This is a genomic window from Alistipes sp. UBA6068 (genome assembly GCF_949428155.1).
Classification (GTDB): domain Bacteria; phylum Bacteroidota; class Bacteroidia; order Bacteroidales; family Rikenellaceae; genus Alistipes; species Alistipes muris.
In genome coordinates this window covers 29,626-55,187 of sequence record NZ_CASQFS010000003.1, presented here as the reverse complement: position 1 = coordinate 55,187, position 25,562 = coordinate 29,626, and the positions used below count along the sequence as shown (strand labels likewise).

The following is a 25,562-nucleotide window of genomic DNA, read 5'->3' as shown; positions in this document are numbered from 1 at the left end:
AAAACCGGAGCGTTCCTCGCAGTCGTGGAGGTGGCGGGAGTCGAACCCGCGTCCAAACAGGGAACCCGAAAGCTTTCTACACGCTTAGTCGCCGTTTCGTCCTTCTACCCGGGTCTGGCAGGCGACGGCCTAACCCGGGTCCCAGTTCCTTGAGTTTCGCACGCCGGCCGGAACGCTCCGGCGCACTATCTCCGAATTGATGATACCCCGTATGGAAGAGGATTAGGGAGCGGAACCCTCCTCCGGGATACTCGTCGCTGCGGCGCCTTGGCCACGGCGATTAAGCCGATTTTCCTTGAAAATTAGGCAGCGAGTGCATAGCTGTTATTGCCATTTGTAGTTCGAGCGTCGGTATTTACGAGCCGCCGCACAGCGCTCGGCGTGCTTACAATCAAACTCTGCCTGCTGTCAAAACCGGGCACCCCCGAATCGGGCAACTGCAAAGCTGCAACTGAAAACAGGGCAAAAATAATACATTATTTCGGATTTTCCGACTTTTTTACCCTCCGAAAGGCGTTTTTCCTCAAGCGCAGGCGGCGAATCCGATTTTTTTATTACCTTTACCCGTCCAAATCCGGAGCATCCAGAATGAATCAGAAACCGGTCGTAAAATTTCGCAACGCAGCCATCTGCCACGCCGACGCCCGCGGATACAAGTCCGCCGGACGCTTGCTGCGCGAAAGCGAAATGGTGCTCTCGGGGGTCGATCTGGAGGTCGCCGCAGGCGAATTCGTCTACCTCATCGGCCGGGTCGGAAGCGGCAAAAGCACCCTGCTGAAGACCCTCTACGCCGAAGTGCCGCTGCTGACGGGCGAGGGGCATATCGCCGGATTCAATCTGCGCAGGCTCCGGCGGCGCGACATCCCCTACCTGCGCCGCCGCATCGGCATCGTATTCCAGGACTACCAGCTGCTGACCGACCGCAACGTGTTCATGAACCTTTATTATGTAATGAAGGCGACAGGCTGGAAGCGGAAGGCGGAAATCGCCGAACGCATCGAGCAGGTCCTGCGGCTGGTCGAGCTGGAGAACAAGAGCTACAAGATGCCCTACGAGCTTTCGGGCGGCGAGCAGCAGCGGCTTGTCATAGCCCGGGCGCTGCTGAACCGGCCCAAGGTGCTGCTGGCCGACGAACCGACGGGCAACCTCGACCCGGTGACGGCCGACGGCATCATGCAGCTGTTCCGCGAAATCGCCAAGAGCGGCTGCGCCGTGGTCATGTCGACGCACAACACGTCGCTTATCGAGAACTACCCTGCCCGCGCCATCCTCTTTGCGTCGGGACAAATCCACGAAATCGACCTCGAAGCCGAACTCGGCTGACCGTGGGCACCGCAACAAAAAAGCGCATCCTGAATCAGGTCCGGGCGCTTGTTTATTCCGAAAATTAGCAGTATATTTGTACGATATTTCAAAGGCGAAAAATGAGTACGGAACAACAAAACGCAAAGAAACAGGAAGAAGCCTATTCCGCGTCGAACATCCAGGTCCTCGAAGGACTGGAGGCGGTCCGCAAGCGCCCTGCCATGTATATCGGCGACATCGGCGAAAAGGGTCTCCACCACTTGGTCTACGAGGTGGTGGACAACTCCATCGACGAGGCGCTGGCCGGCTATTGTACCGACATCGACGTTACCATCAACGAAGATAATTCCATCACGGTCAGGGACAACGGCCGCGGTATCCCGACCGACTTCCACGAAAAGGAGGGCAAATCGGCTCTCGAAGTGGTGCTCACGGTGCTGCACGCGGGCGGTAAGTTCGACAAGGGCAGTTACAAGGTGTCGGGCGGTCTGCACGGCGTGGGCGTTTCGTGCGTCAACGCGCTTTCGACGTTGCTTATCGCTGAAATCCACCGCGAGGGCAAGATTTACCGCCAGTCCTACAGCAAGGGCGTGCCGACTTCGCAGGTCGAGGTCGTGGGCACCTGCTCCGACCGCGGTACGACCGTCACGTTCAAGCCCGACGGCGAAATCTTCACCCACACGACCGAATACAAGTACGACATTCTGGCCAACCGTCTGCGCGAGCTGGCATTCCTCAATAAGGGCATCAGGCTCAACCTCCGCGACCTGCGCAAGGACGAGGAGGGCAAGACCCGCGAGGACCACTTCTATTCGGAGGAGGGTCTCAAAGAATTCGTGAAGTATCTCGACGCCACGCGCGGCGAACCTATCATTGATTCGATCATTTATCTCGACACCGAGAAGAACGGGGTTCCGGTCGAGGTGGCCATGCAGTACAACGATTCCTATTCGGAGAACGTACACTCCTATGTGAACAACATCAATACCATCGAGGGAGGTACGCATCTGACAGGATTCCGCCGTGCGCTGACCCGCACGCTCAAGAAATACGCCGAGGATTCGGGAATGCTCGCCAAGCTGAAGTTCGACATCAACGGCGACGACTTCCGCGAGGGTCTGACGGCCGTGGTGTCGGTCAAGGTCGCCGAGCCGCAGTTCGAGGGACAGACCAAGACCAAGTTGGGCAACGACGAGGTTTCGGCGGCTGTCGACCAGGCCATGACGTCGGCGCTGGGCCATTACCTGGAGGAGAACCCCAAGGACGCCAAGGCCATTGTGCAGAAAGTGATTCTGGCCGCGACGGCCCGCCACGCTGCGCGCCATGCCCGCGAGCTGGTGCAGCGTAAAACCGTCTTGTCGGGCGCAGGTTTGCCGGGCAAGCTGGCCGACTGTTCGAGCCGCGACCGTTCGATTGCCGAAATCTTCTTCGTCGAGGGCGACTCGGCAGGCGGTACGGCCAAATCGGGTCGCGACCGCAACTTCCAGGCTATCATGCCGCTGCGCGGTAAGATTCTGAACATCGAGAAAGCGCAGGAGCACCGCATGTGGGAGAACGAGGAAATCAAGAACATGTTCACCGCGCTGGGCGTGACCATCGGCACCGAGGACGACAGCAAGGCGCTGAACCTCGAAAAGCTGCGCTACGACAAAATCATCATCATGACCGATGCCGACGTCGACGGTTCCCATATCGCGACGCTGATGCTGACGTTCTTCTTCCGCAAGATGAAGGAGCTCATCGAGAACGGCCATGTCTACATCGCTACCCCGCCCCTCTATCTGGTCAAGAAAGGCAAGCAGGAACGCTACTGCTGGACCGAGAAGGAGCGCGATGCGATTACCGAAGAATTCGGCAAGGGTACCCACGTACAGCGCTACAAAGGTCTCGGCGAGATGAACGCGCACCAGCTGTGGGAGACGACGATGAACCCCGATACGCGTATTCTGCGGCAGGTCAACATCGAAAACGCGGCCGAAGCCGACCGCATCTTCTCGATGCTCATGGGCGACGACGTTCCGCCCCGCCGCGAATTCATCGAGAAGAACGCCCACTACGCCAATATCGACGCTTAGAGAACGAAAGGATCGCCTTTGCAAGGTGGTCCTTCGTTTTTGTATAACTACACCCTAATATCTCTGTCTATGCAAGTTACGGTAATCGGAGTGGCCGGAGGAACCGGTTCGGGCAAGTCGACACTGGTCAAGCGTCTGCAAGAGGCTTTCCAGGGCGACGACGTGGTGACCCTGTGCCACGACTACTATTACAAGGCCCACCCCGAACTCACCTACGAGGAGCGGACGAAGCTCAACTACGACCATCCGCAGGCGTTCGACACGCAGATGCTCGTGGAGCACATCAAGGCGCTGAAAGAGAACGTGCCCATCCAGCACCCGCTCTATTCGTTCGTCGACCACGACCGTCTGCCCGAAACCGTAAGCGTGAAGCCCTCCAAGGTCATCATCGTCGACGGTATTCTTATCTTCGAGAACAAGGAGCTGCGCGACCTGATGGACATCAAGGTGTTCGTCGATACCGACGCCGACATCCGCCTGGCGCGCCGCATTCTGCGCGACGTCTGCGACCGCGGCCGCACGATGCAGTCGGTCATTTCGCAGTATACCAACACGGTCAAGCCCATGCACGAAGAGTTCGTCGAGCCGTCGAAGAAGTACGCCGACGTCATCATCCCCGAAGGTGGGTTCAATTCGGTCGCCGTGGCCATGCTGATTCAGAACATCAGTTCGCTCATCAACAAATAATATGGAAAGCACGATTCCCGTTTTCGTTCTGCATGTCAAGCAAGGCTATGAAGATCGTGCACGGCACATGGAGCGGACGCTTGCCGCACACGGAATAGTTTTCGAGTATATGTTGGACGGTGATATGACGGAGCTGACGCCGGAATTGCAGCAACGATTCTTCGGCTCGGCCGGAACTCCGACGCCCCATAAAAGCTGTGCCGCCAAACATCTGCTTACTTACGAAAAAATCGTACGGGAGAATATTCCCTATGCCCTGATATTCGAGGACGACATGTTCATAACCAAGCAGTTCGACCGGACTTTCGATTCGGCCCTGCGGGAAATGATGCAGCGGCACGGGGAGTCCGAGCCGTTCCTTGTCGGATTCGAGGCCACCTGCATGGGTTTCGTGCCGCGCAGCCAACGGGTGAAAGGGCAAGTCGCCTACCCCGGTCGGTTTCTGCAATGTCTGGGTTGCTATCTGGTCAACAAGGCGTTTGCGCAGGCGATTCTTACCGCGGCGGAAACAGAAAAATGTACGCGTCCGGTAGACCTGTGGATCAATGAATTCCGGCACAAGACGGATGACAGCGGAAAAGGACTTTTCCATCTCTACTGGTCTCATCCGGTAGTGGCTGTCCAAGGGTCGCACATGGGTAAGTTCACCTCTTCAATCGGCAATCCGGTAAGGTTCCCGCTCAAGAATCTGCGGCGTTCACTGACTTTCTTCTATAAGAAAATCCTGTACTTCTTCAGGTAATTCTATTCTGCCAAAAAAAGTCCGGACGCCATCGCATCCGGACTTTTTATTATCGATGTCGGGAGACTACTTTTTGCTGTTTCTGAAAATATTGAACGACCTCTCCATGCCGTTCACTTCGGCGATACCGGCTTCTTTCCATTTTTCATGCAGGTTTTCTCGCCTTGGCATAGCCAGCAGGAAACGTTCAGATTCCTGCTATCTTCTTGATTTCGTTCAGCTTGTTGAGCGCCTCGATGGGAGTGAGGGCGTCGAGGTCGAGCCCCTTGATCTGGTCGCGTATCTGCACCAGCACCGGGTCGTCGAGCTGGAACATCGACAGCTGCATGTTCTGCGGGCTGTTTTCGGCCGCTTCGCGCACCGACTGGGCCGAGGGCTTGCGGCTGCCGCGCTCCTTGAGACTGCGGTTCGGCACAATCTGGTTGTTGCCGTAGACCAGTTCGAGGTTGCGCAGTATCTCGTCGGCCCGCGACACGACCGAGGTCGGCATGCCCGCCATCCGGGCCACATGGATACCGAACGAATGCTCGGTCCCGCCCCGTTCGAGCTTGCGCAGGAAAACAATCTGATTGCCCATCTCCTTGACCGCCACGTGGTAGTTCTTCACGCGCGGGCACATCTGTTCCATTTCGTTGAGCTCGTGGTAGTGCGTGGCGAAAAGCGTTTTGGCGTGGGCCGTGGGATGATTGTGGAGGTATTCGACCATCGCCCAGGCAATGGAGATGCCGTCGTAGGTGCTTGTACCCCGGCCGATTTCGTCCAGCAGCACGATACTGCGGTCGGAAATGTTGTTGAGAATGCTGGCCGATTCGAGCATTTCGACCATGAAGGTCGATTCGCCCTGCGAAATGTTGTCCGAAGCGCCCACACGGGTGAAAATCTTGTCGACCACACCGATATGGGCCGACTTGGCCGGGACGAACGAGCCGATTTGCGCCATCAGAATGATAAGGGCCGTCTGCCGCAGCAAGGCCGATTTACCCGACATGTTGGGACCCGTAATCATGACGATCTGCTGCTGCTTGTCGTCGAGCATGATGTCGTTGGGAATATACTCCTCGCCCACGGGCATGGTGGTTTCGATGACCGGATGGCGCCCCTGCTTGATTTCGATGCGCTTGCCCTCGTCGAGCACGGGCCGCACATAGCGGCGCTCGCAAGCAATCCGCGCGAACGATTGCAGGCAGTCGATGCGGGCAACGGTCATGGCGCTGGTCTGCAACGTCTTGAGCGTCGTGCGGATATAGCCGATAAGCTCGTTGTAGATGCGCTGTTCGAGCACGAGCATCTTCTCCTCGGCGCCAAGAATCTTCTCCTCGTATTCCTTGAGTTCTTCGGTGATGTAGCGTTCGGCGTTGGCAAGGGTCTGCTTGCGTATCCACGTGTCGGGCACCTTGTCCTTGTGGGTGTTGCGCACCTCGATATAATAGCCGAAAACGTTGTTGTAGCTCAGCCGGAGCGACGGGATTCCGGTCGCCTCGCTCTCGCGCTGCTGGATTTTGGCCAAGTAGTCCTTGCCGTGAAGCGCTATGCGGCGCAGGTCGTCGAGTTCGGGGTCGACCCCGTCGGCAATGACGCCGCCTTTCTGAATCTGATTGTTCTGCGGATCGGGGTAGATTTCGCGGGCGATGCGGTCGCGCACCTCGGCCAGGGTGTCGAGCTGCCGGGACAATCCCCGCATCCGGGGCTGGTCGGCCTGCTCCAGCAGGCGTTTCAGTTCCTCGATGGCCGTCAGCGAATTTTTGAGCTGCACCAGTTCGCGGGGCGTCACCTTGGCGGCGGCTATGCGCGACGCGATACGCTCCAGGTCCCCGATAAGGGTCACCTGCGCCCGCACCGTCTCGCTGAAATCGGCCTGCTGCGTGAAGTATTCCACGATGTCGAGCCGCTCGTTGATGGCCATGGGATTCTTGATGGGCATGGCAATCCACCGCTTCAGCATCCGCCCGCCCATCGGCGTGAGGGTCCGGTCGATGGCTTCGGCGAAACTGCCCTTTTCGCGGGCGCCGTTGGAAGCGAAAAGTTCCAGATTGCGGATGGTGAACTTGTCTATCCACACGAAATCTTCCTGGTCGAGCCGCGCAATGGACTTGATGTGTGCGATGTCGCGGTGTTCGGTGAACTCGAGGTAGTGGAGAATGGCCCCGGCAGCCGACACGCCCCCGGTGAACTGGTCGATGCCGAAGCCTTTGAGCGACTTGGTGCCGAACTGCTTGCAGAGCTTTTCGCGGTTCACTTCCTCCGAAAAGACCCATTCGTCGAGCTTGTAGGTATAGAGCCGCGAGCCGAAAGCCCCGGCGAACCGGTCCTCGTAACCGCGCTGGAAGATGACCTCCTTGGGCGCGAGATTGGAAATCAGCTTGTCTACATAGGTGTCCGAACCCTCGGCGACGTAGAATTCGCCCGTCGAAATATCGAGAAAGGCGACGCCCGTGAGCTTGGGCCCGAAGAAAACCGACGCAAGGTAGGTGTTCTCCTTGTTGGAGAGGATGTTGTCGCCCATGACCACACCGGGCGTGACGAGTTCGATGACCCCGCGCTTGACCAGCCCCTTGACCGTCTTGGGGTCTTCCAGCTGTTCGCAGATGGCTACCCGTTCTCCGGCGCGAACCAGCTTGGGCAGGTAGGTGTCGATGGCATGATAGGGAAAACCGGCCAGTTCGACGAACGAAGCCGACCCGTTGGCCCGCCGCGTAAGCGTGATGCCCAGAATGCCGCTGGCCTTGATGGCGTCTTCGCCGAAAGTCTCGTAGAAGTCGCCGACCCGGAACAGCAGCACCGCATCGGGATGCACCGCCTTGATTGCATAGTATTGCTTCATGAGCGGGGTTTCCACGTACTTCTTGTCTGTTTTCTTTTCGGAAGCCACAATAGGATATTGTATATAAATTCAATCAAGCAAAGATAACGGAATTTGGCAACTCCGCAAAACCGGGTGAAATATTTTTCGGCCTTTTGCAGTCCGCACCGCTTTAGGTAGGTCAGATTATCCCGCAGTCGGTGAATACCTTGCGATAGAATTCGGCTTTCCATTCGACGGGGCGCGGATAGGCCCGCGAAGAAGAAGGCATCCGCCACAGACGCAGCCGACACCCGGCGAAATCAGCGTCCACGCAACCCCCGACCGGAGGTTCTTCGCACCCGACGATGGAGCGCAGCGTGTCGGTGGCCTTTTGTCCCGTAGTGACGATGGTGCGGCACGCCGGAATCCGGGCCAGCAGCGCCGCCAGATCGACCTCACGCACTACTTGAAGAAAATTGTCCGATGCATTGTCTTTCAGACGGATGACCTCGGCTGCGGTGTCGTAGAGCGCAATCCCCCGCTCGCGGCAGAAAGCCTCGATTCGCTCCTTGTCGAAACGCTTCGCATCGGGCATCAGAAAATGGGTCTTGTCGCCCGTGGCCAAGTAGCCGACAATGCGCCACATGTCGTTCTGAAGATTGGGATAGAAGAATTCCATCGACCAGCGGTGGCGCTGGGGCGGAAAGCTGCCCAGCATCAGCAGCCGGGCGCCGGAGGGCAGGAAAGGTTCGAGAGGATGGCGTTCGCTATTCATAGAATTGTTCGTCGAAATTAACGAGGTAGAGTTTTTCGGTGGCGCGCGTGAGGGCCGTATAGAGCCAGCGGAGCATGTCGCGCGTCATGGGCTCGTCGCCGAAGAGGCAGCGGTCGATGAAGACAGCTTTCCATTGGCCGCCCTGCGCCTTGTGGCAGGTAATGGCGTAGGAAAACTTCACCTGAACGGCATTAAAGTGCGGATTGTCACGTATTTCCTTGAAGCGTTTGAGCTTGCTTTTTATCTCCTCGTAGTCCTTTTCGACCTCGTAGAAAAGCCGCTGCGACTCTTCGCGCGTGAGCGACGGCGATTCGGAAGCGAGCGTATCGAGCAGCACCTTGCACTCGACGGCGGTGTCGTCGTAGTCGGGGAACTCCAGCACGGCGTCGGCGAAACGGAAGCCGTAGAACTCCTCGAAGCGTCGGATACGCTTGAGCCGGGCCACGTCGCCGTTGGCTATGAAGCTCATCGGGCAGTCGTCGCCCTGCGCAAAATAGTAGTTGTTCTTTACCACCATCAGCATGTCGCCGCTCTCCACCTCCTCCTCGGCGTAGAGCACATTGCACCGGATGCCCTCGTTGTAGCGGTTGGCGCGCTTGTTCGAGCGGGTGATGACAATGGTTTCGTCGCGGCCGTACTGCGCATAGCTGTCCTGCAATTTTTCGAGGAAATCGCCGCCCTCGACCGCTTCGATGTCGGGAAAATCCATCCGGAACCGCGGTATGTCGAGGATGTTGTTTTCGAGCATGCAGCGCACCAGCGTAGCATTGAACAGAATGCCCGATTCGGCCTGCTGGCGGACCACTTCGTCCAGCGTATTGTAGACCACATCGCCATAGGCTCCCAGCGACACCGGGTCGAGCGCCGGGCTGAAGTCACTGCCCACGGGCGGCAGCTGGGCGTTGTCGCCCACCAGAATCAGCCGGCAGGCACGGCCGCTGCGGACGTACTGCACCAAATCCTCCAGCAGCGAGCCGCTGCCGAAATGGGGTCCGTCGGGTGTGCGGTCGGGTAGCATCGAAGCCTCGTCGACAATGAAAACCGCATCGCGTTCGGGGTTGAAATTGAGCGAATATTTCGATTCGTAGTCGGCCGCCGTCTGCTGACGGTAAATGCGTTTGTGAATCGTGAAGGCCTTCTCACCGGAATAGCGCGCCAGCACCTTGGCCGCCCGGCCCGTAGGAGCCAGCAGCACGGGTTTCGTGCCCAGTTCCTTCAGCGCCGCGACCAGTGCGGCTATCAGCGTGGTTTTGCCCGTTCCGGCATATCCGTTCAGCACGAAAATCCGCGAAAAATCTTCGTCGGCAAGGTATTCCGATATGCGTTCTACGATTTTTTTTTGCCCGGGAGTTGCTTGGAAACAAATTTTAGCGTAAATTTGGGACGCGATACGTGTGCTGAGCATTCGCCTTGTTTTATTTCGGACAAAATTAATAACAAATACTCGATTAAAAAAATGAAAAGAATCATCCAAATCATTCTTGCAGTGGTGATCGTGGCGCTGGTCTATGTCATCTACGACCAGATTTCGACCCCCATCCGTTTCGACAACGAGCTGGCCGCCCGCAAGGCGCAGGTCATCGAGCGCATCAAGGACATCCGCACCGCACAGCGGGCCTACAAGTCCAAGTACCAGCGTTTCACGGGCGACTTCGACACGCTCACGGCGTTCATTCTCAACGATACGCTGGAGCTGGAGCGCAAGATCGTCGACGAGGACGACTCGGTGGGTATGGCCGCATTGAAAAAGGCCGGCAAGAAGAACATCGAGAAGTTCAAGATTGCCGTCATCGACACGATTTTCGCCCCCAAGGTGCTGAGCAAGTCCGACATCGAGCAGTTGCGCTACATTCCCGGCACGGACAACCAGGCCCAATATATCATGGAGGCGGGCATCATCACCACCGAATCGAAGGTCGTCATTCCCGTCGTGGAGTGCCGTGCTCCTTACAAGATTTTCCTCGACACGGTCGCTTATCGCCAGGAGTTCATCAACCTGGTCGACGACGAGGTCCACAACTTCAACCGTTATCCGGGCGTCAAGTTCGGTTCGATGGAAGCCGGCAACAATGAAGCAGGCAACTGGGAGTAGGACCCCGCGCCTCACGAACAAGGTGTCCATTCAGCGGTCGTTGGATGGACACTCTTTTTCGGTCTCGGGGCTCGACCGCGACTTCACGGGCGAGGCGATAGTGACGGTGGAGATTCTCACGCCGCAGACTTTGCTCGTGCCCGCCGACCTGCTCCAGACATCCACGGCCGCCGAGCTGCTCGCCGCCGCCGGAATGGCCTGCCGGCAAGACGAGCAGGCGGTCCGCAGTATGCCGCGTTCGCTCGGCCGGGACAAGGAGGTGGTCGCCGTCATGGCGTTGGACGAAAAGATACTCCAGCGAATCCGCGGGCGATTGGGTTACCGCGCCGACTTCACTACCCCGCTTTTGGAGGGTCCCACGGCGGCAACGCAGACCGTCTGGCTGCGCCGTGCTCCAGGGGTGCTATATATAAAGGTATTCGGCCGGACCCTGCGGCTCGCCGAAGTCATCCCGGCTGCGGCCGAAGCCGACATCCTCTACTTCATCGACCGGCTGGGCAGGGCGCTGCCTTTGGGGCAGATGCGGCTGCAGATAGCCGGACCCGGCGCCAAGGCCCTGCGCAAGTTGATAGGCAAACGCTTCAGATACGTCGTATGCGAATCGTAAGCGGCAAATACAAGGGCCGGGCCATCAACCCGCCCCGCAACCTGCGGGCGCGCCCCACGACGGATTTCGCCAAGGAAAACCTGTTCAACGTGTTGGGCAATCTGGTCGATTTCGAGCAGTGCGACGTGCTCGACCTGTTCGCAGGCACGGGGTCTATCAGCTACGAGTTCGCCTCGCGCGGCGCCCGGAGCGTCACGGCGGTGGAAATCAATCCGGTGCACTGGAATTTCATCCGGCAGACGGCCGCCCGGCTGGGCATCGAAAATTTCTACCCGGTCAAGGCCAACGCCTTTCTCTATGTGAAAAGCTGCGGGAAGCAGTTCGACGTGATTTTTTCGGATGCGCCCTACGATTTGGAGGGCAGCGAGCGAATCGTCGATTCGGTCCTCGGGGGCGGATTGCTCCGCGAAAACGGTTTGTTCATCTTCGAGCACTCCCGGAAAATGGATTTTTCTTCGCACGGGGAGTTCTGGCAGTTAAGGAGTTACGGAAGCGTGCAATTTTCTTTCTTCAAAAAAGGCTGAATTTGTTTGGAGTTACCGAAATTTGTATTACCTTTGCATTCGCAATCAGCAAAAAGGTGCGTTAGTTCAGCTGGTTAGAATACGTGCCTGTCACGCACGGGGTCAGGGGTTCGAGTCCCCTACGCACCGCAGACGAAGAAACGAGATGGTTACCACAACCGTCTCGTTTTCTTTTGTTTATGCCCTATCGCACGATGCGTCAAAGCGTTAGAAATCCGTTTCAGGTTACATATGGCTTACGCGAAATCGCCCCGAATCTGTTCCTGCGGACACTTCGGGACGCCCGAACGTAACCCATTCGTAACCGGCGCAACGCAATCGCGTAACCTTGCCTCGGCTTGTCTTCGCGGCGTCCTTCATTGACTTTACCTATTTGTCAATCAAATAGTTGTATTAGACTATTTTTGTCACACCAATAAGTAAAGTATCGTTATGAAGAAAGACACGAACCAGCGGTTACACGAAAACGCCGCGAGACCGTCCCGAAGGTTACGGGCACAGAAAAGTACCTTCGCCGTAATTTTTATCATTCAGAAAGGCAAAATCCGCGAAGACGGCACCGTCCCTATCGTGGCGCGCATTACCGTCAATGGCGAAATGGTGCATTTCGCTACGAGGATGTACATCCACCCCGACCGCTGGCAGCCGAAAGATTACCGCACGACAGGCAAGACCAAAGAGGAAAAACAGATCAACGAGATGCTCGAAGAGCTGCGTGTGCTGATACGGCGCAAATACGACGAGATGCTTCGGCGCGAAGAGGTCATCACGGCCGGCAAACTCAAAAACGCCATCACGGGACTCGATCAGAACGCCACTACGTTATTGCAGGTTTGCGACCGTTTCATCGAGGATTATACCGACCTGCTCAAAACCGAACAATGCTGCCGCGAAACGTACCTGCGTTACAAACTGACCCGCAATCGACTTGCAGAGTTCATGCAAGCACGCTACCGCCTACCCGATATGGCGGTCAAGGAGCTGCATCCCCGCTTCGCTACCGATTTCGACCGGTGGCTGCGCATGAACTATCGGCTGACGAACAATTCGACGATGAAGTTGATGCGGCAGCTGAAGACCATGTTGCACGTCGGCTATTTGAACGGCTGGTCGAAGAACGATCCGCTGGCGGGCTACAAACTCCATTTCGAGAAGGTGGACAGAGGCTACCTGACCGACGAAGAACTGGACCGCCTCGCGAACAAGGTATTTGCCATGAAACGGCTCGAAGTCATCCGCGACCTCTTTCTGTTCAGCTGCTATACCGGCTTGGCTTATATCGACCTCAAACATCTATCCGCCGGTATGCTCCGCCGATGGCCCGACGGCAATCTGTGGATCGACACCAAACGGCAGAAGACCGACGTGCCCGTGCATGTGCGCCTGCTCGACGTTCCCATACGATTGATCGAGAAATACGACGGTACGGCCAAAGGCGGCTTGCTCTTCCCCGTCCCGTCGAATCAGAAGGTCAACTCCTACCTGAAAGAGATTGCAAGCGTGTGCGGCATCGACAAGGATTTGACATTCCACATGGCCCGCCACACCTTCGCTACGACCGTAACGCTGGCCAACGGAGTGCCGATCGAAACCGTATCGAAGATGCTCGGGCACACGAATATTCAGACGACGCAGATTTATGCGCGGGTCATCGACACGAAAATCAACAACGACATGGAAATCCTCGCCGGCAAGCTGAATGCCATGGCGATGGTTCGTCTGACAACGGCTATGGCCGGTTTATAAACGGATTTTTATGGAATTGCAAATCATACAGAACAAAATTCACGAGGTGCGCGGCGTGCGGGTGATGTTGGACAAAGACCTTGCGGAGTTGTACGGCGTCGAAACCAAGGCCCTCAACCGTGCCGTCAAACGAAATATCGAGCGGTTTCCGGAACGGTTCATGTTTCAGCTGACCAAAGAAGAGGCTTTAAGGTGCCGATTTGGCACCTTAAACGATATGCCGCTCGAACGAGGCAAACATATGAAATATCTACCCTATGCCTTTACGGAGCAAGGCGTCTCGATGTTGTCGGCTGTATTGCGAAGCCCGACGGCGATTCAAGTCAGTATCTCGATTATGGATGCATTCGTCGCCATGCGCAACTGCATTCTGACCCGAACCGCCGAATCGGTCGAGATCGCACGCCTCCGGGAGCGGGTCCTCGCACTCGAACAAGCGACCGAAGAGATATTGGGCGGAGTCAACGATCTTTCGGAAGATATGCGCAAGGATATCGAAACGATTTACGAAGCGATCGGAGCATTATCGGTCGAACTGCCGAAGCGGAGTGCAGCCCGAAGACCGATCGGATTTCGAGTTACCCCTGAAAAAGGACAGTAACGCAACGGAGACAAAGTATCTCTTCCGTACTCGCCGCCCCGTCTACCTTTACGCCAAAGGAGAGACGAGGTGGCGATTTTAACAAATAGTTTTCCTCCTTCGCACCTTGGCAAAGAACGAGCAAGTTCGTCTTTGCCCTCGGTTTGGCGTCGGTTCGGTCTGAAATATTACGCAGAGCTACGGAGTAAGTACAAGAGTGTCTTGTGGCGCGTGGAGATTTCGGAGCGGGGGTACTCCGGTCCGTCGGAGGAGATGACCTTCGACGGCGGTACGCCATTGCAGATCACGTGGGAGAAACGTGGCGACGAGTTTTACGTACCTGTTAAGGCATCGGAGGCGACCATCAACATCCTCTGCAAAGAAAATTTCAAGTATCTCTCGCTTTTCACTTCCGATCCGCGGTATTTTCGCGTTTCGATCTTCCGCAACCGGCAGCTCTATTGGCGTGGGTACGTTATTGCAGACCTCTATTCCGAGAATTTCACCGCTCCGCCCTATACCGTTACGATCAAGGCTGTAGATGGCTTCAACCTCTTGTCGAGCATTCCGTTCCGCGACCTCGCACATATCGGCATCACGGGCAGACGGTCGCTGTGGGAACTGTTCTCCTCCTGCATAGACCTGTTGGAGCTGGACATCGATACGGCGGACTGGATGGATCTGTATGCCGAGGGCATGGACGAGAACGCCTCTCCGCTCCGTCAAACCTATATCGACCTCGAACGGCTCTACTACGTCTACGAGGAGCCTACCTATCGCGACATCCTCGAACTGTGCTTGCGTCCTTTTGCCGGACAGATTTTCCAGTCGAACGGTGCCCTGCATATCCGTCGCGCCGTGTCGCTCTACCGAACCGCCCGCCCCGTGAATTTCTATCGAGTCGGTACGGAGCATCCCGTCGGGCGCATCGTTACGGGCAACGGGCGGCGGCTCGTAATCCATACCGGCGCGCAGGTCGTCACGTCGGCCGCACGCGAGTGCATAGACGGCATGTGGACGGGCGCCCTGCACGTATCGGGCGAATCGACTTTGGACATCGTGCCGGCACTACGCAAGGTCTCGGTAGATGTGAAGAATAAAAGCCTCGACAATCTGATATCCCGCATCGGCTTCTATGATCCGACGGTTTGGACGGATCCTTTCGGATTTCTCTCGATTACGAACGACGATGCACTTACATTCAACGGCGACGATGACCATCAGGGTGTCGAAATCTGCACGAAAGGCTTTCCCGTCGAACAGTGCAACTTCCCGCTCGTATGGGAGTTCGGGTTGCAGACCTACCATCGGGAATGGGGATTGGGCATTTACCGTCCGAACGAAAGCATCGATGTCGCGGTGCATTACGGCGTACGCATCGTCGGCGAAAAGGCAACATACAGCCTGACCGAGAGCGGTTCGTGGGTACAGTCCTCCGACGGGGAGATCGTGAGTACGGTCAAGACCGGTAGCGAGCAGAATATGAAGATCGAGATCGACGGCATCCCCTGCGACGGCGAATGGCAGTTCTTCATCCGACAGACGCTCATCGGTAAAGAGACGCAATACGGCTACGGTGATCGCGGCGGCGGACGGACTACAGGGCACTACGAGGGTGTTTCATTCCGCAGGATGACGCTTTCGATCGATGCGGGCGACAGCTACGACAAGGGATTGCGCTACGAGTCGCTCGTCGATCCCGCGAACAACGTCGATATGTCCGTAACGCTTCCCGTGAGCGACATCCCCGCCATCCCGAACGACCGGCTGCTCTACACGCTCTATTACCTCGATGCCGCCGGCAACCCTACGCGTATCTGGCATACGAAAGGTCGGAACGACTACGACACGCTCGTCGGCCATATCGCACAGGGAGCCTTACGCTATAAGCAACTCCCGAGCCGACGAATCACGGGCGAAATCTTCTCGGGGCAGCATATCGATATGAATACGGTCGTGCGGGACGACAAGTACTTGAGCGCTGCATACTATATCAATTCGGTCGAGTTGAATGCCCTCGAAGATTCGTACAATAGCGAATTGGTAGAGATGCCGCATCTGCTCACGACGGAAAAGCCGCCGGAGGGCGACGACTGCATAGCAGTCGCGACGCTATCCTTTACGGTCGGCAAGGCGATCCGCTGCCTGAACCGGCTGTTGCTCCAATCCGCCGACAAAAAGACGGTCTATGCTTTCGACATCGCCACGTGTCGGGTGCGGGAGATCTACCGCAACACGATACCGTTCGAGATGTACGAGGCGGACGAGGGGTTCGTTACGGTGGACGGACAATCGGTTCGCCATCTCGACTATCGCGGCACGGTCGAACGGATATACACCCCGCCGGAGGAGTACTGCAATGTCGCAACTTATATGGACGGGTATATCCATATCCTGAAATCTTACCGGCAGTATATCGGTCCGCGCGGCGGCAATGCCGGCGGACGCAGCGCCACCACGACGGAGGACGAGGATCCGAACTACCGCACCTATCGCTACCTCTCGCGTCCGGAGTGCAAATACGCTTCGTCCGACGCCTCGACCGGCTATCGCGGACGGGGATATGCCTACGAAGGTACGCCGATGTCCGGTGCGATTCTCGCCCTGCGGCGTACGGAAAATACGATTGTCGTGAACACCACTTATTATGCTTATCTGCACGACAAGCGGTTTCACCGGCCCTGCAAGATGCAGCAATTCGCCGCAGGCGAGCAGATCGTCACCGTCTCCGACAACTATATAGGCATCAACGCCGACGATATGCTGTGGTTCTACCGGCGGGATTCGATTACCGAGCGGACGCTGCTCCGACGCTTAGGACGCTGGGCGGATCACGCCGACCATACGATGAGCGAAGTCGTGCACTCCTACGACGACGGTATCTTCATCTGGAACTTCCGCGACGACACGACGACCGACGTTCGGAACGCCGCCGGCTGGGGCGAGAACATCATGGGGTTGTTCTTCATCTACGGCGACCTCTATATCGTGCGCGAACGAGCGATTTACAAGTACATTCCTGAATAAGTGCGAAGCTATGGAAACACTATCCATCATTCTGAACTTTCTGCTCGCCAGCGGCCTGGCGGGTACGATCCTCTTTTTCAACGCGAAGAAGCGCAAGGAGAATGCGGCCGCCGACTCCGCCGAATTAGCAAACACGGAGAAAGTCGTGGCGATCCAGTCCGAGCAGATCACGCGGCTGGACGGGCGCGTGGAGAAATTAGAAGAAAAGGTCGACAAGTTGGAAATCATCATCGAGCACAAGGACGTGGAGATCGACCGCAACCGCATCGTCATCCGGCAGGCATATAAATGCGCAACGCCGCCAGAGCAATGTCCGGTCTTACTCAAAAGAGCCGAGTTGGAACGCAAGCGCAAAGAGAACGACGAAAATAACCGAAAATCATAAAGCAATGAGCAGAGGACTGAACAATCGCAACCGACGCCGCGGAGCGAGAGCAGAACCCGCTTGCGGGCTCTGCCGAGCCGCAAGGAGGAAACGATTGCTACAATGACATTCCGGAACGAATAACAGATATTATGAACGAGAAAACTTTGCCGAGAGGGATGCGCAATCGTAATCCCGGCAATATCCGCCGATCGAAGACGAAGTATCTTGGCGAAGTTACGCCTTCGCGCGATGCGGCATTCAAGCAGTTCGAGACGATGGCGTGGGGCTACCGCGCAATGTTCGTGTTGCTGGACTCCTATCGTCGCAACGGCTACCGAACCATTAGACAGATGATCTCGCGCTACGCTCCGCCCATCGAGAACCATACCGAAAACTATATCCGTTGCGTGGCCGAATGGTCGGGCATCGGCGCCGACGAACCGTTGGATACGCAGGCAGGCGAGATGATGATCCCCGTCGTGGCGGCTATGTCGCGCGTGGAGAACGGGCGGCCGGCGATACTGTCGGACGTCGAGGCCGGCTGGACGCTCTATCTGCAACACAAACCCTAAACCGCTATGTCCCGAAGAATCGCCGACCTGCTTATCAAGATCGGAGCCGACTCGTATGAGTTCCAGCAGAAGGCCCAGCAGGTCGAGAAAGGTCTCGGCTCGCTCCAAAAGAAACTGACCTCCGTCGGCAAGTCACTGTCGCTGAAGCTCACGGCGCCCCTTGCGGCATTGGGCGGCGTGTCGCTACACTTGGCCGATGTGCAGGCCAAAGCCGAGGCGAAGGTGCAGCAGGCGCTCAAAGTTACGAATCAGGCTGTCGGTTACAACTTCCGGCAGTTGGCCGACTACGCCTCGGAGTTGCAGGGCAAGACGATCTTCGGCGACGAGACGATTCTCGACAAATCCACCGCCCGCCTGTTGGCTTTCACCAATATCACGGGCGAGAACTTCAAGCACACGCAGGCGTTGGCATTGGACCTCGCCACGGCGTTGGAGATGGATTTGGGTTCGGCGTCGTTGCAGTTGGGCAAGGCGCTCTCCGATCCCGCGACGAAGCTTTCGTCATTGTCGCGTGCCGGCATTACCTTCTCCAAGGAGCAGACGGAGGTGATCAAGAAGCTCGCCGAGACGGGCGACATAGCCAAAGCGCAGGCGATGATCCTCGACGAGTTGGAGCGCAAGTTCGGCGGGCAGGCCGAAGCCGCCGCACGGACGGGACTCGGAGCCGTGCAGCAGCTCAAGAACGCATGGGCGACTTCTTGGAACAGATCGGTGCGGCCATCATGCCTTTCGCAACGAAAGTGGCGGGTGCGCTCTCGACGGTCGTGCAGATGCTGCAATCGATGTCGCCGGCGATGATGCAGACGATCGTCGTCGTGGCGGGGCTGGTCGCAGCGGTCGGTCCCCTTTCGCTCGGAATCGGCGCCGTGATCAAGGTGCTGCCGATGCTGGCGGCAGGATTCACGGCCCTGTTGTCGCCCGTCGGATTGATTATGGCGGCGATCCTCGCGCTCGGTGCGGCATTCGCCTACGCCCGCATCCAGAAGCAGAAGATGATCGACGAGATGGCCGAGACCGAATCGCTCGACGAACTCGAACGCAGGTTGCAGGAAAATATCGCCGAGCAGAAAGAGATCATCGCCACGACGACCAAGACGCGGATGGTTCCGAATTTCGGGGGATTGGTCGCCGGTTTTACCTTGCAGAAAGTACCCGACGAATCGAAACTCGCACCTCTGCGCAAGGAGTACGACCTGCTGACGGCGGCGATCGAGAAGAAACGCGAGGCGGAGAAAAAGGCAGCCGAAACGCAGGCCGAGATGGACAAGGTAACAGAAGAGGCCCGAAAGCAGGCTGAGAAGCTGATGAAGTCCATCGCCGGAGCCGGTACGCAGACGGAGCGGAGCACGGGCATCATCGGCAAATTGCAGGCGCGGATCGAAGCCCTCGAAAAGAAAAAGCTGCTGCCTGAATCGACCGTCGAGGATATCGCTGCGGCGAATGCCGAGATCGAGAAACTGCAAAAAGAGTTGGAACGCATCAAGAATATCAAGCCCGAAGACCTGAAGCCCGTCGTCAAGATGGACGGCATCCTGCCCGAGGGTTTCGAGTTGAAGCTGCCGGCGCCGAAACTCAAGATGGGCGATCTGTAACATCGCAATACGCGCAGCAGATGCAGGCGATATTCGGTGCGGTGCGCGAAGGGCTTTACGGCTGGGCGGACGACAACAGCACATACTTGCAGGAAAATATCGCCGATACGGTCTCGATGGTCGAGAACTACACGACGGCACTCACAGCGAAGGGCTGGTCGTTCTCGGCGGCATTGGAGCATGTCCACGCCACGATTGCGGAGGTGATGACGCGCTTCGATCAGCAGGTGTCGAAGTTTATGGCCGACAGCATCGTCGCAGCTGCGGAGGCTATCGGGCAGATCATCGCCGGCGATTTGGGATTCGGAGGGCTGATGAAAGCGATCCTGACGCAATTCGCCTCCTTCCTGAAAAATATCGGCTCGCAGCTTATCGAGTTCGGCGTGATGATCATCGCCTTCAAATCGGCGTTGAAATCCGTCCTCGCCAATCCGTGGGTGGCGATCGCCATCGGTGCTGCAATGGTCGCGGCAGCGGCCGTAATGACAGCACTTATCAACAAGAATGCGGAGAAGAGCGTGCCGGCGCTGGCCAACGGCGGTCTGGCGTACGGTCCCACTTATGCGATGGTCGGCGATAACCCCAATGCCGGTACGGATCCCGAAGTCATCGCACCGCTGTCGAAGTTGCAGGCGATGCTCCCGACGGGCGGCAGCACACAGAATATACAAATAACCCTCGGCGGTCAGTTGACTGCCAAGGGTCGCGATTTGGTGTATGTTCTCGGAAAAGAGAACTTCAAGTCAGACGTGTTGGGAGGTTAGATCATATAATAACTCGTCCATCTTCAAAGTGTACTGTTTTTAACTGCTCATCGGTAATTAACTTATTAATTGAACCGTCCTCTGATTTCACTAATATTTTAGGAGTACCTTGTGCATCCACGATTATTTGTCGTTTTGCTGTTTTACGTTTAACTGCATAATCGATATGATCTATTTCTAAATTTAAATTCCCATACGGAATAAATTCTTTGAAAAAAATCCATGAGCCATGGTATAATCCATCATCATTTGGAATAGCAGAAATTGAAGGTGCATATTTGTTTATTAGTTCATTAAAGGTTATTGTTATGTCACCGTGTGTATTATAAATATTTTCGACATGACAATCTAATGTTTTATTCAGTAAATTGTTATTTTTCAACAGATTTATTGCATTTTTCGACAAATGGATTTGATACCGAGCATGCTCAAAATCATATGTTATCATCTCTATATTAATAATAATACGTTCTACTCTTCCTTTTCGGTCTAATTCTGTAGAAGGCCGAATATGAAATAAATCAATTGGTTTCTGAGACGGATTGATGCGAGTACTATTGGCATATTTTTTCGCAGGGATTGTGTAATCTGTTGCAGAGGCGAAGATACCTTGTTTTATAGGTAAATCGCCCAAAGCCCCCACTTGTTTTTGAATATCTCCTCGACCTACCTTTTTACCATCTATTGAGTAATCTTTGGCTTCTACCATTGTAGATGCTTCAGGTGAATGTGCATCTAATTGAAAATCGGTATTACTGTAAGTCCCTTTCATGTGTTGGTCATAATTATAATCAACACCTGTTACAAGTTTTAAGGCCGCAGCAACTATTTTTTCATAAGCTTGTCCTGCTTTAGTAGGATTAGAATCGTATAATTCAACGAACAATTGATCGATAGGTGATAATGTATTCATATCTATTTCAGACTTTGTCTCCATAAAGATAATAAAGATCTGCTTATTTTCACGACTGAAAAGTAAAATTTATGGACGAAGTGCGTATCAAAGACCTTGCGAACGCTTCGGGACAGTTGGCGGAGTTCGATGCGTTCGAGTTCATCGTCGACGTCCCGACAGCTGCCGCATCGATGAAGGTTTCCGGCAAGGAGATCAAAGGCGTGATGGCTCCGAAGAAGCATACGCACGCCGTCTCCGACATCACGGGGCTGTCCGGCGAACTCGACAAGAAGTTAGACAAGAAAGGCGGGACGATCTCGGGCGACTTGTCGGTTATGGGCGATACGTACCTGCGACGGCTTCATTTGGAGGAGTTCTTGGAGGTCCCCGAATACCGTTACAACCACATCGAAACGGTCGTCGGCGACAAATGGTCCGCTCCGGGCGGCGGCATTGTCGAAGTCGTCTCGCCGGAGAACCGGACGTTGGTCATCAAGTTGGAGGAGGGCGAAATAAGCACCTTGCGCGAAAACGACCTCTGCATGGGCATCTTCTTGAACTCGGCAATGGACGCGTCGAGCGGCAATACCGTCGACTCGGACGACTCGTTCGGCAACCGCACCTATGCTGGCTTCACGACCTGCTACTTCCGACTGACCGAGTGCCTCAACCGCACAACTTACGCCGAATGGCGATACGAATTGCGTGAGGGTTATCCCTACCACCCGCAGGTGGCGATGCAGTTCGTGGCGTTCGGCAATACGACCGATAAGGAGCGACAAACCTCTCGCTACGAAACCCGCACCTACCTGCGTTTCCTCACGGGTATGGACGACTGGACGATCCGCACGGAGAATATCGCGGCGCAGTTCGGCGACTTGTCGAACCTCAAGGCACACGGTCTGGATATGACCGGTTATTCGGCCTACCTGAAGAACATCTACCTCACGGGCTTCCTCTCGGACAAGTCGGGAGACTCGTGGTTCGACTCCGCGACGGGCGATATGCAGTTCTTCAACCGCTCTACGGGCTGCGGCATCAGCTTCCGCAACGGCATCCTGCGCTTCGGGCGCATCGATCCCGCGAAACCCGATGCCGGAACGGATTTCGACGAGTTGATGCAGACAATCTCCTCAACGCAGGAGACGCTCGGCCGCATCAACTCCGACGAATACGTCTCGCCCGTGGAGAAGTCGTTCTTGAAAGAGCGCTTGCAGGATATCCGGACCGAGTACGAACAACTCCGCGCCAATGCCCTGCGACTGCTCTCTGTATTCCGTTATCGCAGCGTAAATGGCAAAGTACTTACGGTACACGGCAAGCGACGCGTCGTCCGGTTGCTCGCCGACGTGTGGACGCCCTACGAAGATGCCTATCAGCGGGCTGTCGCCACTATCGGAAAATACACGCAGTCGGAACCGGAGTTCATTCCGATCGAAGCGGATTTCGCCGACATCGAGGCTTACTATACAGCTCGCCGAACGATCGGAGCACTCTTGGACGAGGCTGCAAAGAACGATAACGGCGATCTGGAATATCTGCGCGAGAACTTTCAGGACATTTCGACAGAGATCGATGCCGGTAGCGGCGTTGTACTGTCGGGGTTCGTCGGCGTAAAGGACGATACGGACAAGAAGGTCGTGGCGGGTATGGCGGGCTGCGCATTGAAAGGCGCTCCGACGTCGAAGCACGGCAAGTTGATGTTCTTCGCTGGCGCGGACGGTATCGAGAACGCCGCGACGGCTGCCACTCGTATCTACGAAGACGGACACGTCGAAATGGCGAGCGGTATCTTCAGCGGATATTCGAAAGTGCAGTTCAAATACTTCACGGACGAAGGTACGGACTACAACGCCTCGACCCGCAAATATACGCTCAATCGCAACTTCAACCTGATCGCCAATGGCACGGATTTCGGCAGTTACATCATTTGGCTTAACCTGCCGACATTGGCCGAATATATCGGTAGCGTGGTGAACCTCTACGACTGCCCGATCCGGACCCGTTCATCGCCCAGTCTGGTACTTGCGGCTGACGACACGCAGTCGGGCATCGTTACGACATTAAAGAAAGATACCTACGGAATGGGCTATCTGCCGGTTCCTCGCATCGAAACTTACGGAGGGCTGCTGCAACTGTTGGCTGTGCCGTCGCCCTATTCCTCCGCGAAATGTATGTGGCACGTGACTTATCAAATGATGTCCGAATTCAAAATTTACGAAGAATAACACTATGGCTATCGAACGTACAACAGAGCTTTCCACCGATCTTAAACCAGTGAATACGATTGCTATCTCCGAAGCGTCCTCGACCGATACGATCACGCTCTCTCAACTTCCGAAAGTAACGTCCTTGGCAGCTACCGACCTGATAGAAATCGATCGCAACGGCACGGGCGCAGCCGTAACTTATGCGACGCTGGTCGAGGCGATGACCGCCTCGCTCGGACTTACCGGCATCGAAGAAACCTTGAAACGAATTATCGGATAGCACTATGGCAGACTTTACCTCACTTGTTTTACGGCTCGATTCTTTACGGCAGGTCCTTGCAGGAACACTTCGTGCCAAAGGCGTGGCAACGACCGATGAAGAGACGTTGGCTTCGCTCGTCGGCAAAGTCGCATTGGTGGACAGTACCAGCGGGATGAACCAGATCCGCAACGGCTACCAGCTATTTCGAGGCAATACGACGATGTCGGTATTTCCGGAGTTCGACACGGCGTCGTTCGATTCGATGTATCAGATGTGCTATGGCTGTACGGCCTTGGAGCGCGTGCCGACACTCGACACATCGAATGTCGCGAATATGATGTATGCCTTCTATGGTTGTACGAACTTGCAGGAGATCAGCGGGCTGGATACTTCGCGCATTACCTCCGCTTCGGAGATGTTCCACGGCTGCAAGAGTCTGCGCAAAATAGGCGGCGTACTCGATTTCAGTAAAGTAATCTCGAAAATCGACACGACGTTCGTCTCCTGCTCCGCGCTGAAAGAGGTCGCATTCACCGGCACAATCAGCGTCGACATCGCCATGAACGGCTGTCCGCAACTGACGACCGCATCGTTGCTGTCGCTGCTCGATGCATTATCCGACAACGGGAATGGTAAAACGTGCAATATCGGAGCGAAGAACCTCGCGAAACTGACCGCTATCCAAAAAGCAATCGCGACCGACAAAGGGTGGACGCTATCGTAAAATCATCATTCGAAACGTCCCCAATCCACGCAGAAACCACTTACATTGGCTTCTGCCCATCGAAGATATTGTTCATCTTCAACCCTGACCTCCGCCAGCGTCTTCCCTTTATGCTTGCCGAATCGCATCGTATCGGACGGGCCTAATTTGTCATTAGGCTTATGCTCCAATGCCTGTTCAATATCGATATCCGGGGTGGCGGTCGGCTTGCCTATTACATTTACGAGAGCCCAACCGCCGCACCCGCAACAAGGAATCGGACGAGGTTCCGCATCGTTCTTCTTACACCAATACGCATCTTCTCGTTGTCCGTTGCGTAGGTAATATCCCCATTCACCTTTCGGGGCGATTTTCGTTACAATGACCGATTGGCTTCGATACCAGTCGGAAACTCGACCATCCGGAAAACGTCTTACTTCGAACGGTAATGCTCGTCCGATTCGATAGTATATCTTGAAAATGTTATCGTGCGGATACATAATTTTATCGAATATAATAATTATTACCATACTGAGTATGTGATCGTACGAATAACAATGCGTAATGAGCTGCGTAGTATCGATCAACCGGAGTATCTCGGCACACTTGTATCCATCCCATTCCATCACGCGTGTCATGCAAGGTTGGGTTCTGTTTGTCGAGTAATTCAAACCTATTGTGTTCGATATAGTATAAGCCTCCATCTTGTTCTATTTATTTTACAAAATTAACCTATAAAGGATAAATATCATACTCGAAGTCGATAATAATGCCTGTATGCACAATGCTGCATTCCTTAAATAGTAGCTTTTTCAGAATCTTGAGCTTTACCACATACGAGCACTGGTTTGTAAAAAAATATATCATTTTATTTATAAATGAAATTTTATGGCTATCTTTGTAATAGCAAACGGACTCCGATTACAGAATTGGAGTTCCAAAAACATAATACAATTAATTAGATACGGCATTGGGCCTATGAAAACGGCAAACACACCATTTCGTCAAGTGGCAGCGACAATCCCTTCTGATATAGAACAGGAGGTTGCTTTGGAGGTCGCTATATCCGACCGTATCTATGAATTGATGACAAAACGGGGATTGTCGAAAGTGGAGTTTGCTCAGGCATTGGGCAAACGTCCGAGCGAGGTTACAAAATGGTTGAGCGGTCAGCACAATTTTACGATTCGCACAATTTCTCTATTGTCCGTATTTTTTGGTGAGGCACTGATTAAGGTTGATAATAAATAGTCGG

General features: G+C 55.3%; 24 protein-coding genes, 1 tRNA gene and 1 other RNA gene. 20 read left to right on the top strand and 6 right to left on the bottom strand.

Translation table 11 applies throughout. The annotated features are described in order from the left end of the window. Window positions 1-22 precede the first annotated feature (22 nt). Window positions 23-426: a transfer-messenger RNA gene (gene ssrA, locus QVG21_RS02710) on the bottom strand. Between the two features lie 162 nt (window positions 427-588). Here ssrA and QVG21_RS02705 point away from each other — a divergent pair. The 4 genes from QVG21_RS02705 (at window position 589) to QVG21_RS02690 (ending at window position 4,809) form a co-directional block, all read left to right on the top strand. Next, window positions 589-1,323 (top strand): cell division ATP-binding protein FtsE, encoded by a 735-nt coding sequence (locus tag QVG21_RS02705; RefSeq protein ID WP_251213750.1) that lies wholly within the window; start codon window positions 589-591, stop codon window positions 1,321-1,323. A gap of 101 nt (window positions 1,324-1,424) precedes the next feature. Beyond that, a complete protein-coding gene (gene gyrB, locus QVG21_RS02700; protein WP_287921988.1) occupies window positions 1,425-3,380 on the top strand; it encodes a DNA topoisomerase (ATP-hydrolyzing) subunit B in 1,956 nt (651 codons plus the stop codon). Window positions 3,381-3,449: 69 nt separating this feature from the next. Beyond that, complete coding sequence (gene udk, locus QVG21_RS02695) at window positions 3,450-4,067, top strand: uridine kinase (protein WP_251213752.1); 618 nt, start codon at window positions 3,450-3,452, stop codon at window positions 4,065-4,067. Between the two features lies 1 nt (window position 4,068). Next, complete coding sequence (locus tag QVG21_RS02690; RefSeq protein WP_287921985.1) at window positions 4,069-4,809, top strand: glycosyltransferase family 25 protein; 741 nt, start codon at window positions 4,069-4,071, stop codon at window positions 4,807-4,809. Window positions 4,810-4,996: 187 nt separating this feature from the next. Here QVG21_RS02690 and mutS read toward each other — a convergent pair whose 3' ends face one another. From mutS to QVG21_RS02675, 3 genes are all read right to left on the bottom strand, one after another. Continuing rightward, the gene (mutS, locus tag QVG21_RS02685; RefSeq protein WP_251213802.1) at window positions 4,997-7,630 is read right to left on the bottom strand and encodes a DNA mismatch repair protein MutS; all 2,634 of its coding nucleotides are present in this window, start codon (window positions 7,628-7,630) and stop codon (window positions 4,997-4,999) included. A 160-nt stretch (window positions 7,631-7,790) separates the two neighbouring features. Further along, entirely contained in the window at window positions 7,791-8,366 is a 576-nt protein-coding gene (locus tag QVG21_RS02680) for a uracil-DNA glycosylase family protein (RefSeq protein ID WP_287921982.1), read from the bottom strand. Continuing rightward, window positions 8,359-9,771: an ATP-dependent DNA helicase gene (locus QVG21_RS02675; RefSeq protein ID WP_287921979.1), complete on the bottom strand. Its 1,413-nt coding sequence runs from the start codon at window positions 9,769-9,771 to the stop codon at window positions 8,359-8,361. Before QVG21_RS02675 ends, QVG21_RS02680 begins: the two co-directional genes overlap by 8 nt. Before the next feature lie 51 nt (window positions 9,772-9,822). Here QVG21_RS02675 and QVG21_RS02670 point away from each other — a divergent pair, with 51 nt between their 5' ends. From QVG21_RS02670 to QVG21_RS02615, 12 genes are all read left to right on the top strand, one after another. Then, window positions 9,823-10,458 (top strand): hypothetical protein, encoded by a 636-nt coding sequence (locus tag QVG21_RS02670; protein WP_251213760.1) that lies wholly within the window; start codon window positions 9,823-9,825, stop codon window positions 10,456-10,458. Then, entirely contained in the window at window positions 10,436-11,065 is a 630-nt protein-coding gene (locus QVG21_RS02665) for a hypothetical protein (protein ID WP_287921976.1), read from the top strand. Before QVG21_RS02670 ends, QVG21_RS02665 begins: the two co-directional genes overlap by 23 nt. Beyond that, entirely contained in the window at window positions 11,053-11,589 is a 537-nt protein-coding gene (locus QVG21_RS02660; RefSeq protein ID WP_251213762.1) for an RsmD family RNA methyltransferase, read from the top strand. The genes QVG21_RS02665 and QVG21_RS02660 overlap by 13 nt, the downstream gene beginning before the upstream one ends. A gap of 55 nt (window positions 11,590-11,644) precedes the next feature. After that, window positions 11,645-11,718, top strand: a tRNA-Asp gene (locus QVG21_RS02655). Between the two features lie 303 nt (window positions 11,719-12,021). Beyond that, window positions 12,022-13,335 (top strand): site-specific integrase, encoded by a 1,314-nt coding sequence (locus QVG21_RS02650; protein ID WP_287921973.1) that lies wholly within the window; start codon window positions 12,022-12,024, stop codon window positions 13,333-13,335. A gap of 10 nt (window positions 13,336-13,345) precedes the next feature. Continuing rightward, entirely contained in the window at window positions 13,346-13,936 is a 591-nt protein-coding gene (locus QVG21_RS02645) for an ORF6N domain-containing protein (RefSeq protein ID WP_287921971.1), read from the top strand. 210 nt (window positions 13,937-14,146) lie between these two features. Next, window positions 14,147-16,942 (top strand): hypothetical protein, encoded by a 2,796-nt coding sequence (locus QVG21_RS02640; RefSeq protein WP_287921968.1) that lies wholly within the window; start codon window positions 14,147-14,149, stop codon window positions 16,940-16,942. Between the two features lie 10 nt (window positions 16,943-16,952). Beyond that, the gene (locus QVG21_RS02635) at window positions 16,953-17,327 is read left to right on the top strand and encodes a hypothetical protein (protein WP_287921965.1); all 375 of its coding nucleotides are present in this window, start codon (window positions 16,953-16,955) and stop codon (window positions 17,325-17,327) included. 131 nt (window positions 17,328-17,458) lie between these two features. Then, complete coding sequence (locus QVG21_RS02630; RefSeq protein ID WP_502871756.1) at window positions 17,459-17,881, top strand: structural protein P5; 423 nt, start codon at window positions 17,459-17,461, stop codon at window positions 17,879-17,881. Window positions 17,882-17,887: 6 nt separating this feature from the next. Beyond that, complete coding sequence (locus QVG21_RS02625) at window positions 17,888-18,679, top strand: hypothetical protein (RefSeq protein ID WP_287921962.1); 792 nt, start codon at window positions 17,888-17,890, stop codon at window positions 18,677-18,679. Then, complete coding sequence (locus QVG21_RS02620) at window positions 18,568-19,473, top strand: hypothetical protein (RefSeq protein ID WP_287921959.1); 906 nt, start codon at window positions 18,568-18,570, stop codon at window positions 19,471-19,473. The genes QVG21_RS02625 and QVG21_RS02620 overlap by 112 nt, the downstream gene beginning before the upstream one ends. Before the next feature lie 20 nt (window positions 19,474-19,493). Beyond that, a complete protein-coding gene (locus QVG21_RS02615; protein ID WP_287921956.1) occupies window positions 19,494-20,237 on the top strand; it encodes a hypothetical protein in 744 nt (247 codons plus the stop codon). Window position 20,238: 1 nt separating this feature from the next. Here the strand turns inward: QVG21_RS02615 and QVG21_RS02610 are convergent, their stop codons facing one another. Beyond that, a complete protein-coding gene (locus tag QVG21_RS02610; protein WP_287921953.1) occupies window positions 20,239-21,174 on the bottom strand; it encodes a restriction endonuclease in 936 nt (311 codons plus the stop codon). Window positions 21,175-21,221: 47 nt separating this feature from the next. Here QVG21_RS02610 and QVG21_RS02605 point away from each other — a divergent pair, with 47 nt between their 5' ends. Genes QVG21_RS02605 through QVG21_RS02595 form a run of 3 tightly spaced genes read left to right on the top strand, consistent with a single transcriptional unit; the run spans window position 21,222 to window position 24,328 of the window. Beyond that, complete coding sequence (locus tag QVG21_RS02605; protein ID WP_287921951.1) at window positions 21,222-23,360, top strand: hypothetical protein; 2,139 nt, start codon at window positions 21,222-21,224, stop codon at window positions 23,358-23,360. A gap of 4 nt (window positions 23,361-23,364) precedes the next feature. After that, on the top strand, window positions 23,365-23,622 hold the full coding sequence (locus QVG21_RS02600) for a hypothetical protein (protein ID WP_287921949.1): 258 nt from the start codon (window positions 23,365-23,367) through the stop codon (window positions 23,620-23,622). A 4-nt stretch (window positions 23,623-23,626) separates the two neighbouring features. Continuing rightward, a complete protein-coding gene (locus QVG21_RS02595; RefSeq protein WP_287921947.1) occupies window positions 23,627-24,328 on the top strand; it encodes a BspA family leucine-rich repeat surface protein in 702 nt (233 codons plus the stop codon). Between the two features lie 5 nt (window positions 24,329-24,333). Here QVG21_RS02595 and QVG21_RS02590 read toward each other — a convergent pair whose 3' ends face one another. Next, window positions 24,334-24,807 carry an exodeoxyribonuclease X C-terminal domain-containing protein gene (locus tag QVG21_RS02590; protein WP_287921945.1) on the bottom strand — a complete coding sequence of 158 codons (474 nt, stop codon included), beginning with the start codon at window positions 24,805-24,807 and terminating at the stop codon, window positions 24,334-24,336. A gap of 388 nt (window positions 24,808-25,195) precedes the next feature. Between QVG21_RS02590 and QVG21_RS02585 the strand changes: the two genes are divergently transcribed. Then, entirely contained in the window at window positions 25,196-25,558 is a 363-nt protein-coding gene (locus QVG21_RS02585; protein ID WP_287921943.1) for a helix-turn-helix domain-containing protein, read from the top strand. Window positions 25,559-25,562: the final 4 nt, after the last annotated feature.

Excerpts from the sequence above, each read along its gene's own strand:
- QVG21_RS02705 (WP_251213750.1), top strand. The coding sequence starts at position 589 with ATGAATCAGAAACCGGTCGTAAAATTTCGCAACGCAGCCATCTGCCAC.
- gyrB (WP_287921988.1), top strand. The coding sequence starts at position 1,425 with ATGAGTACGGAACAACAAAACGCAAAGAAACAGGAAGAAGCCTATTCC.
- udk (WP_251213752.1), top strand. The coding sequence starts at position 3,450 with ATGCAAGTTACGGTAATCGGAGTGGCCGGAGGAACCGGTTCGGGCAAG.
- QVG21_RS02690 (WP_287921985.1), top strand. The coding sequence starts at position 4,069 with ATGGAAAGCACGATTCCCGTTTTCGTTCTGCATGTCAAGCAAGGCTAT.
- mutS (WP_251213802.1), bottom strand. The coding sequence starts at position 7,630 with ATGAAGCAATACTATGCAATCAAGGCGGTGCATCCCGATGCGGTGCTG.
- QVG21_RS02680 (WP_287921982.1), bottom strand. The coding sequence starts at position 8,366 with ATGAATAGCGAACGCCATCCTCTCGAACCTTTCCTGCCCTCCGGCGCC.
- QVG21_RS02675 (WP_287921979.1), bottom strand. The coding sequence starts at position 9,771 with ATGCTCAGCACACGTATCGCGTCCCAAATTTACGCTAAAATTTGTTTC.
- QVG21_RS02670 (WP_251213760.1), top strand. The coding sequence starts at position 9,823 with ATGAAAAGAATCATCCAAATCATTCTTGCAGTGGTGATCGTGGCGCTG.
- QVG21_RS02665 (WP_287921976.1), top strand. The coding sequence starts at position 10,436 with ATGAAGCAGGCAACTGGGAGTAGGACCCCGCGCCTCACGAACAAGGTG.
- QVG21_RS02660 (WP_251213762.1), top strand. The coding sequence starts at position 11,053 with ATGCGAATCGTAAGCGGCAAATACAAGGGCCGGGCCATCAACCCGCCC.
- QVG21_RS02650 (WP_287921973.1), top strand. The coding sequence starts at position 12,022 with ATGAAGAAAGACACGAACCAGCGGTTACACGAAAACGCCGCGAGACCG.
- QVG21_RS02645 (WP_287921971.1), top strand. The coding sequence starts at position 13,346 with ATGGAATTGCAAATCATACAGAACAAAATTCACGAGGTGCGCGGCGTG.
- QVG21_RS02635 (WP_287921965.1), top strand. The coding sequence starts at position 16,953 with ATGGAAACACTATCCATCATTCTGAACTTTCTGCTCGCCAGCGGCCTG.
- QVG21_RS02630 (WP_502871756.1), top strand. The coding sequence starts at position 17,459 with ATGAACGAGAAAACTTTGCCGAGAGGGATGCGCAATCGTAATCCCGGC.
- QVG21_RS02625 (WP_287921962.1), top strand. The coding sequence starts at position 17,888 with ATGTCCCGAAGAATCGCCGACCTGCTTATCAAGATCGGAGCCGACTCG.
- QVG21_RS02620 (WP_287921959.1), top strand. The coding sequence starts at position 18,568 with ATGGGCGACTTCTTGGAACAGATCGGTGCGGCCATCATGCCTTTCGCA.
- QVG21_RS02615 (WP_287921956.1), top strand. The coding sequence starts at position 19,494 with ATGCAGGCGATATTCGGTGCGGTGCGCGAAGGGCTTTACGGCTGGGCG.
- QVG21_RS02610 (WP_287921953.1), bottom strand. The coding sequence starts at position 21,174 with ATGGAGACAAAGTCTGAAATAGATATGAATACATTATCACCTATCGAT.
- QVG21_RS02605 (WP_287921951.1), top strand. The coding sequence starts at position 21,222 with ATGGACGAAGTGCGTATCAAAGACCTTGCGAACGCTTCGGGACAGTTG.
- QVG21_RS02600 (WP_287921949.1), top strand. The coding sequence starts at position 23,365 with ATGGCTATCGAACGTACAACAGAGCTTTCCACCGATCTTAAACCAGTG.
- QVG21_RS02595 (WP_287921947.1), top strand. The coding sequence starts at position 23,627 with ATGGCAGACTTTACCTCACTTGTTTTACGGCTCGATTCTTTACGGCAG.
- QVG21_RS02590 (WP_287921945.1), bottom strand. The coding sequence starts at position 24,807 with ATGTATCCGCACGATAACATTTTCAAGATATACTATCGAATCGGACGA.
- QVG21_RS02585 (WP_287921943.1), top strand. The coding sequence starts at position 25,196 with ATGGCTATCTTTGTAATAGCAAACGGACTCCGATTACAGAATTGGAGT.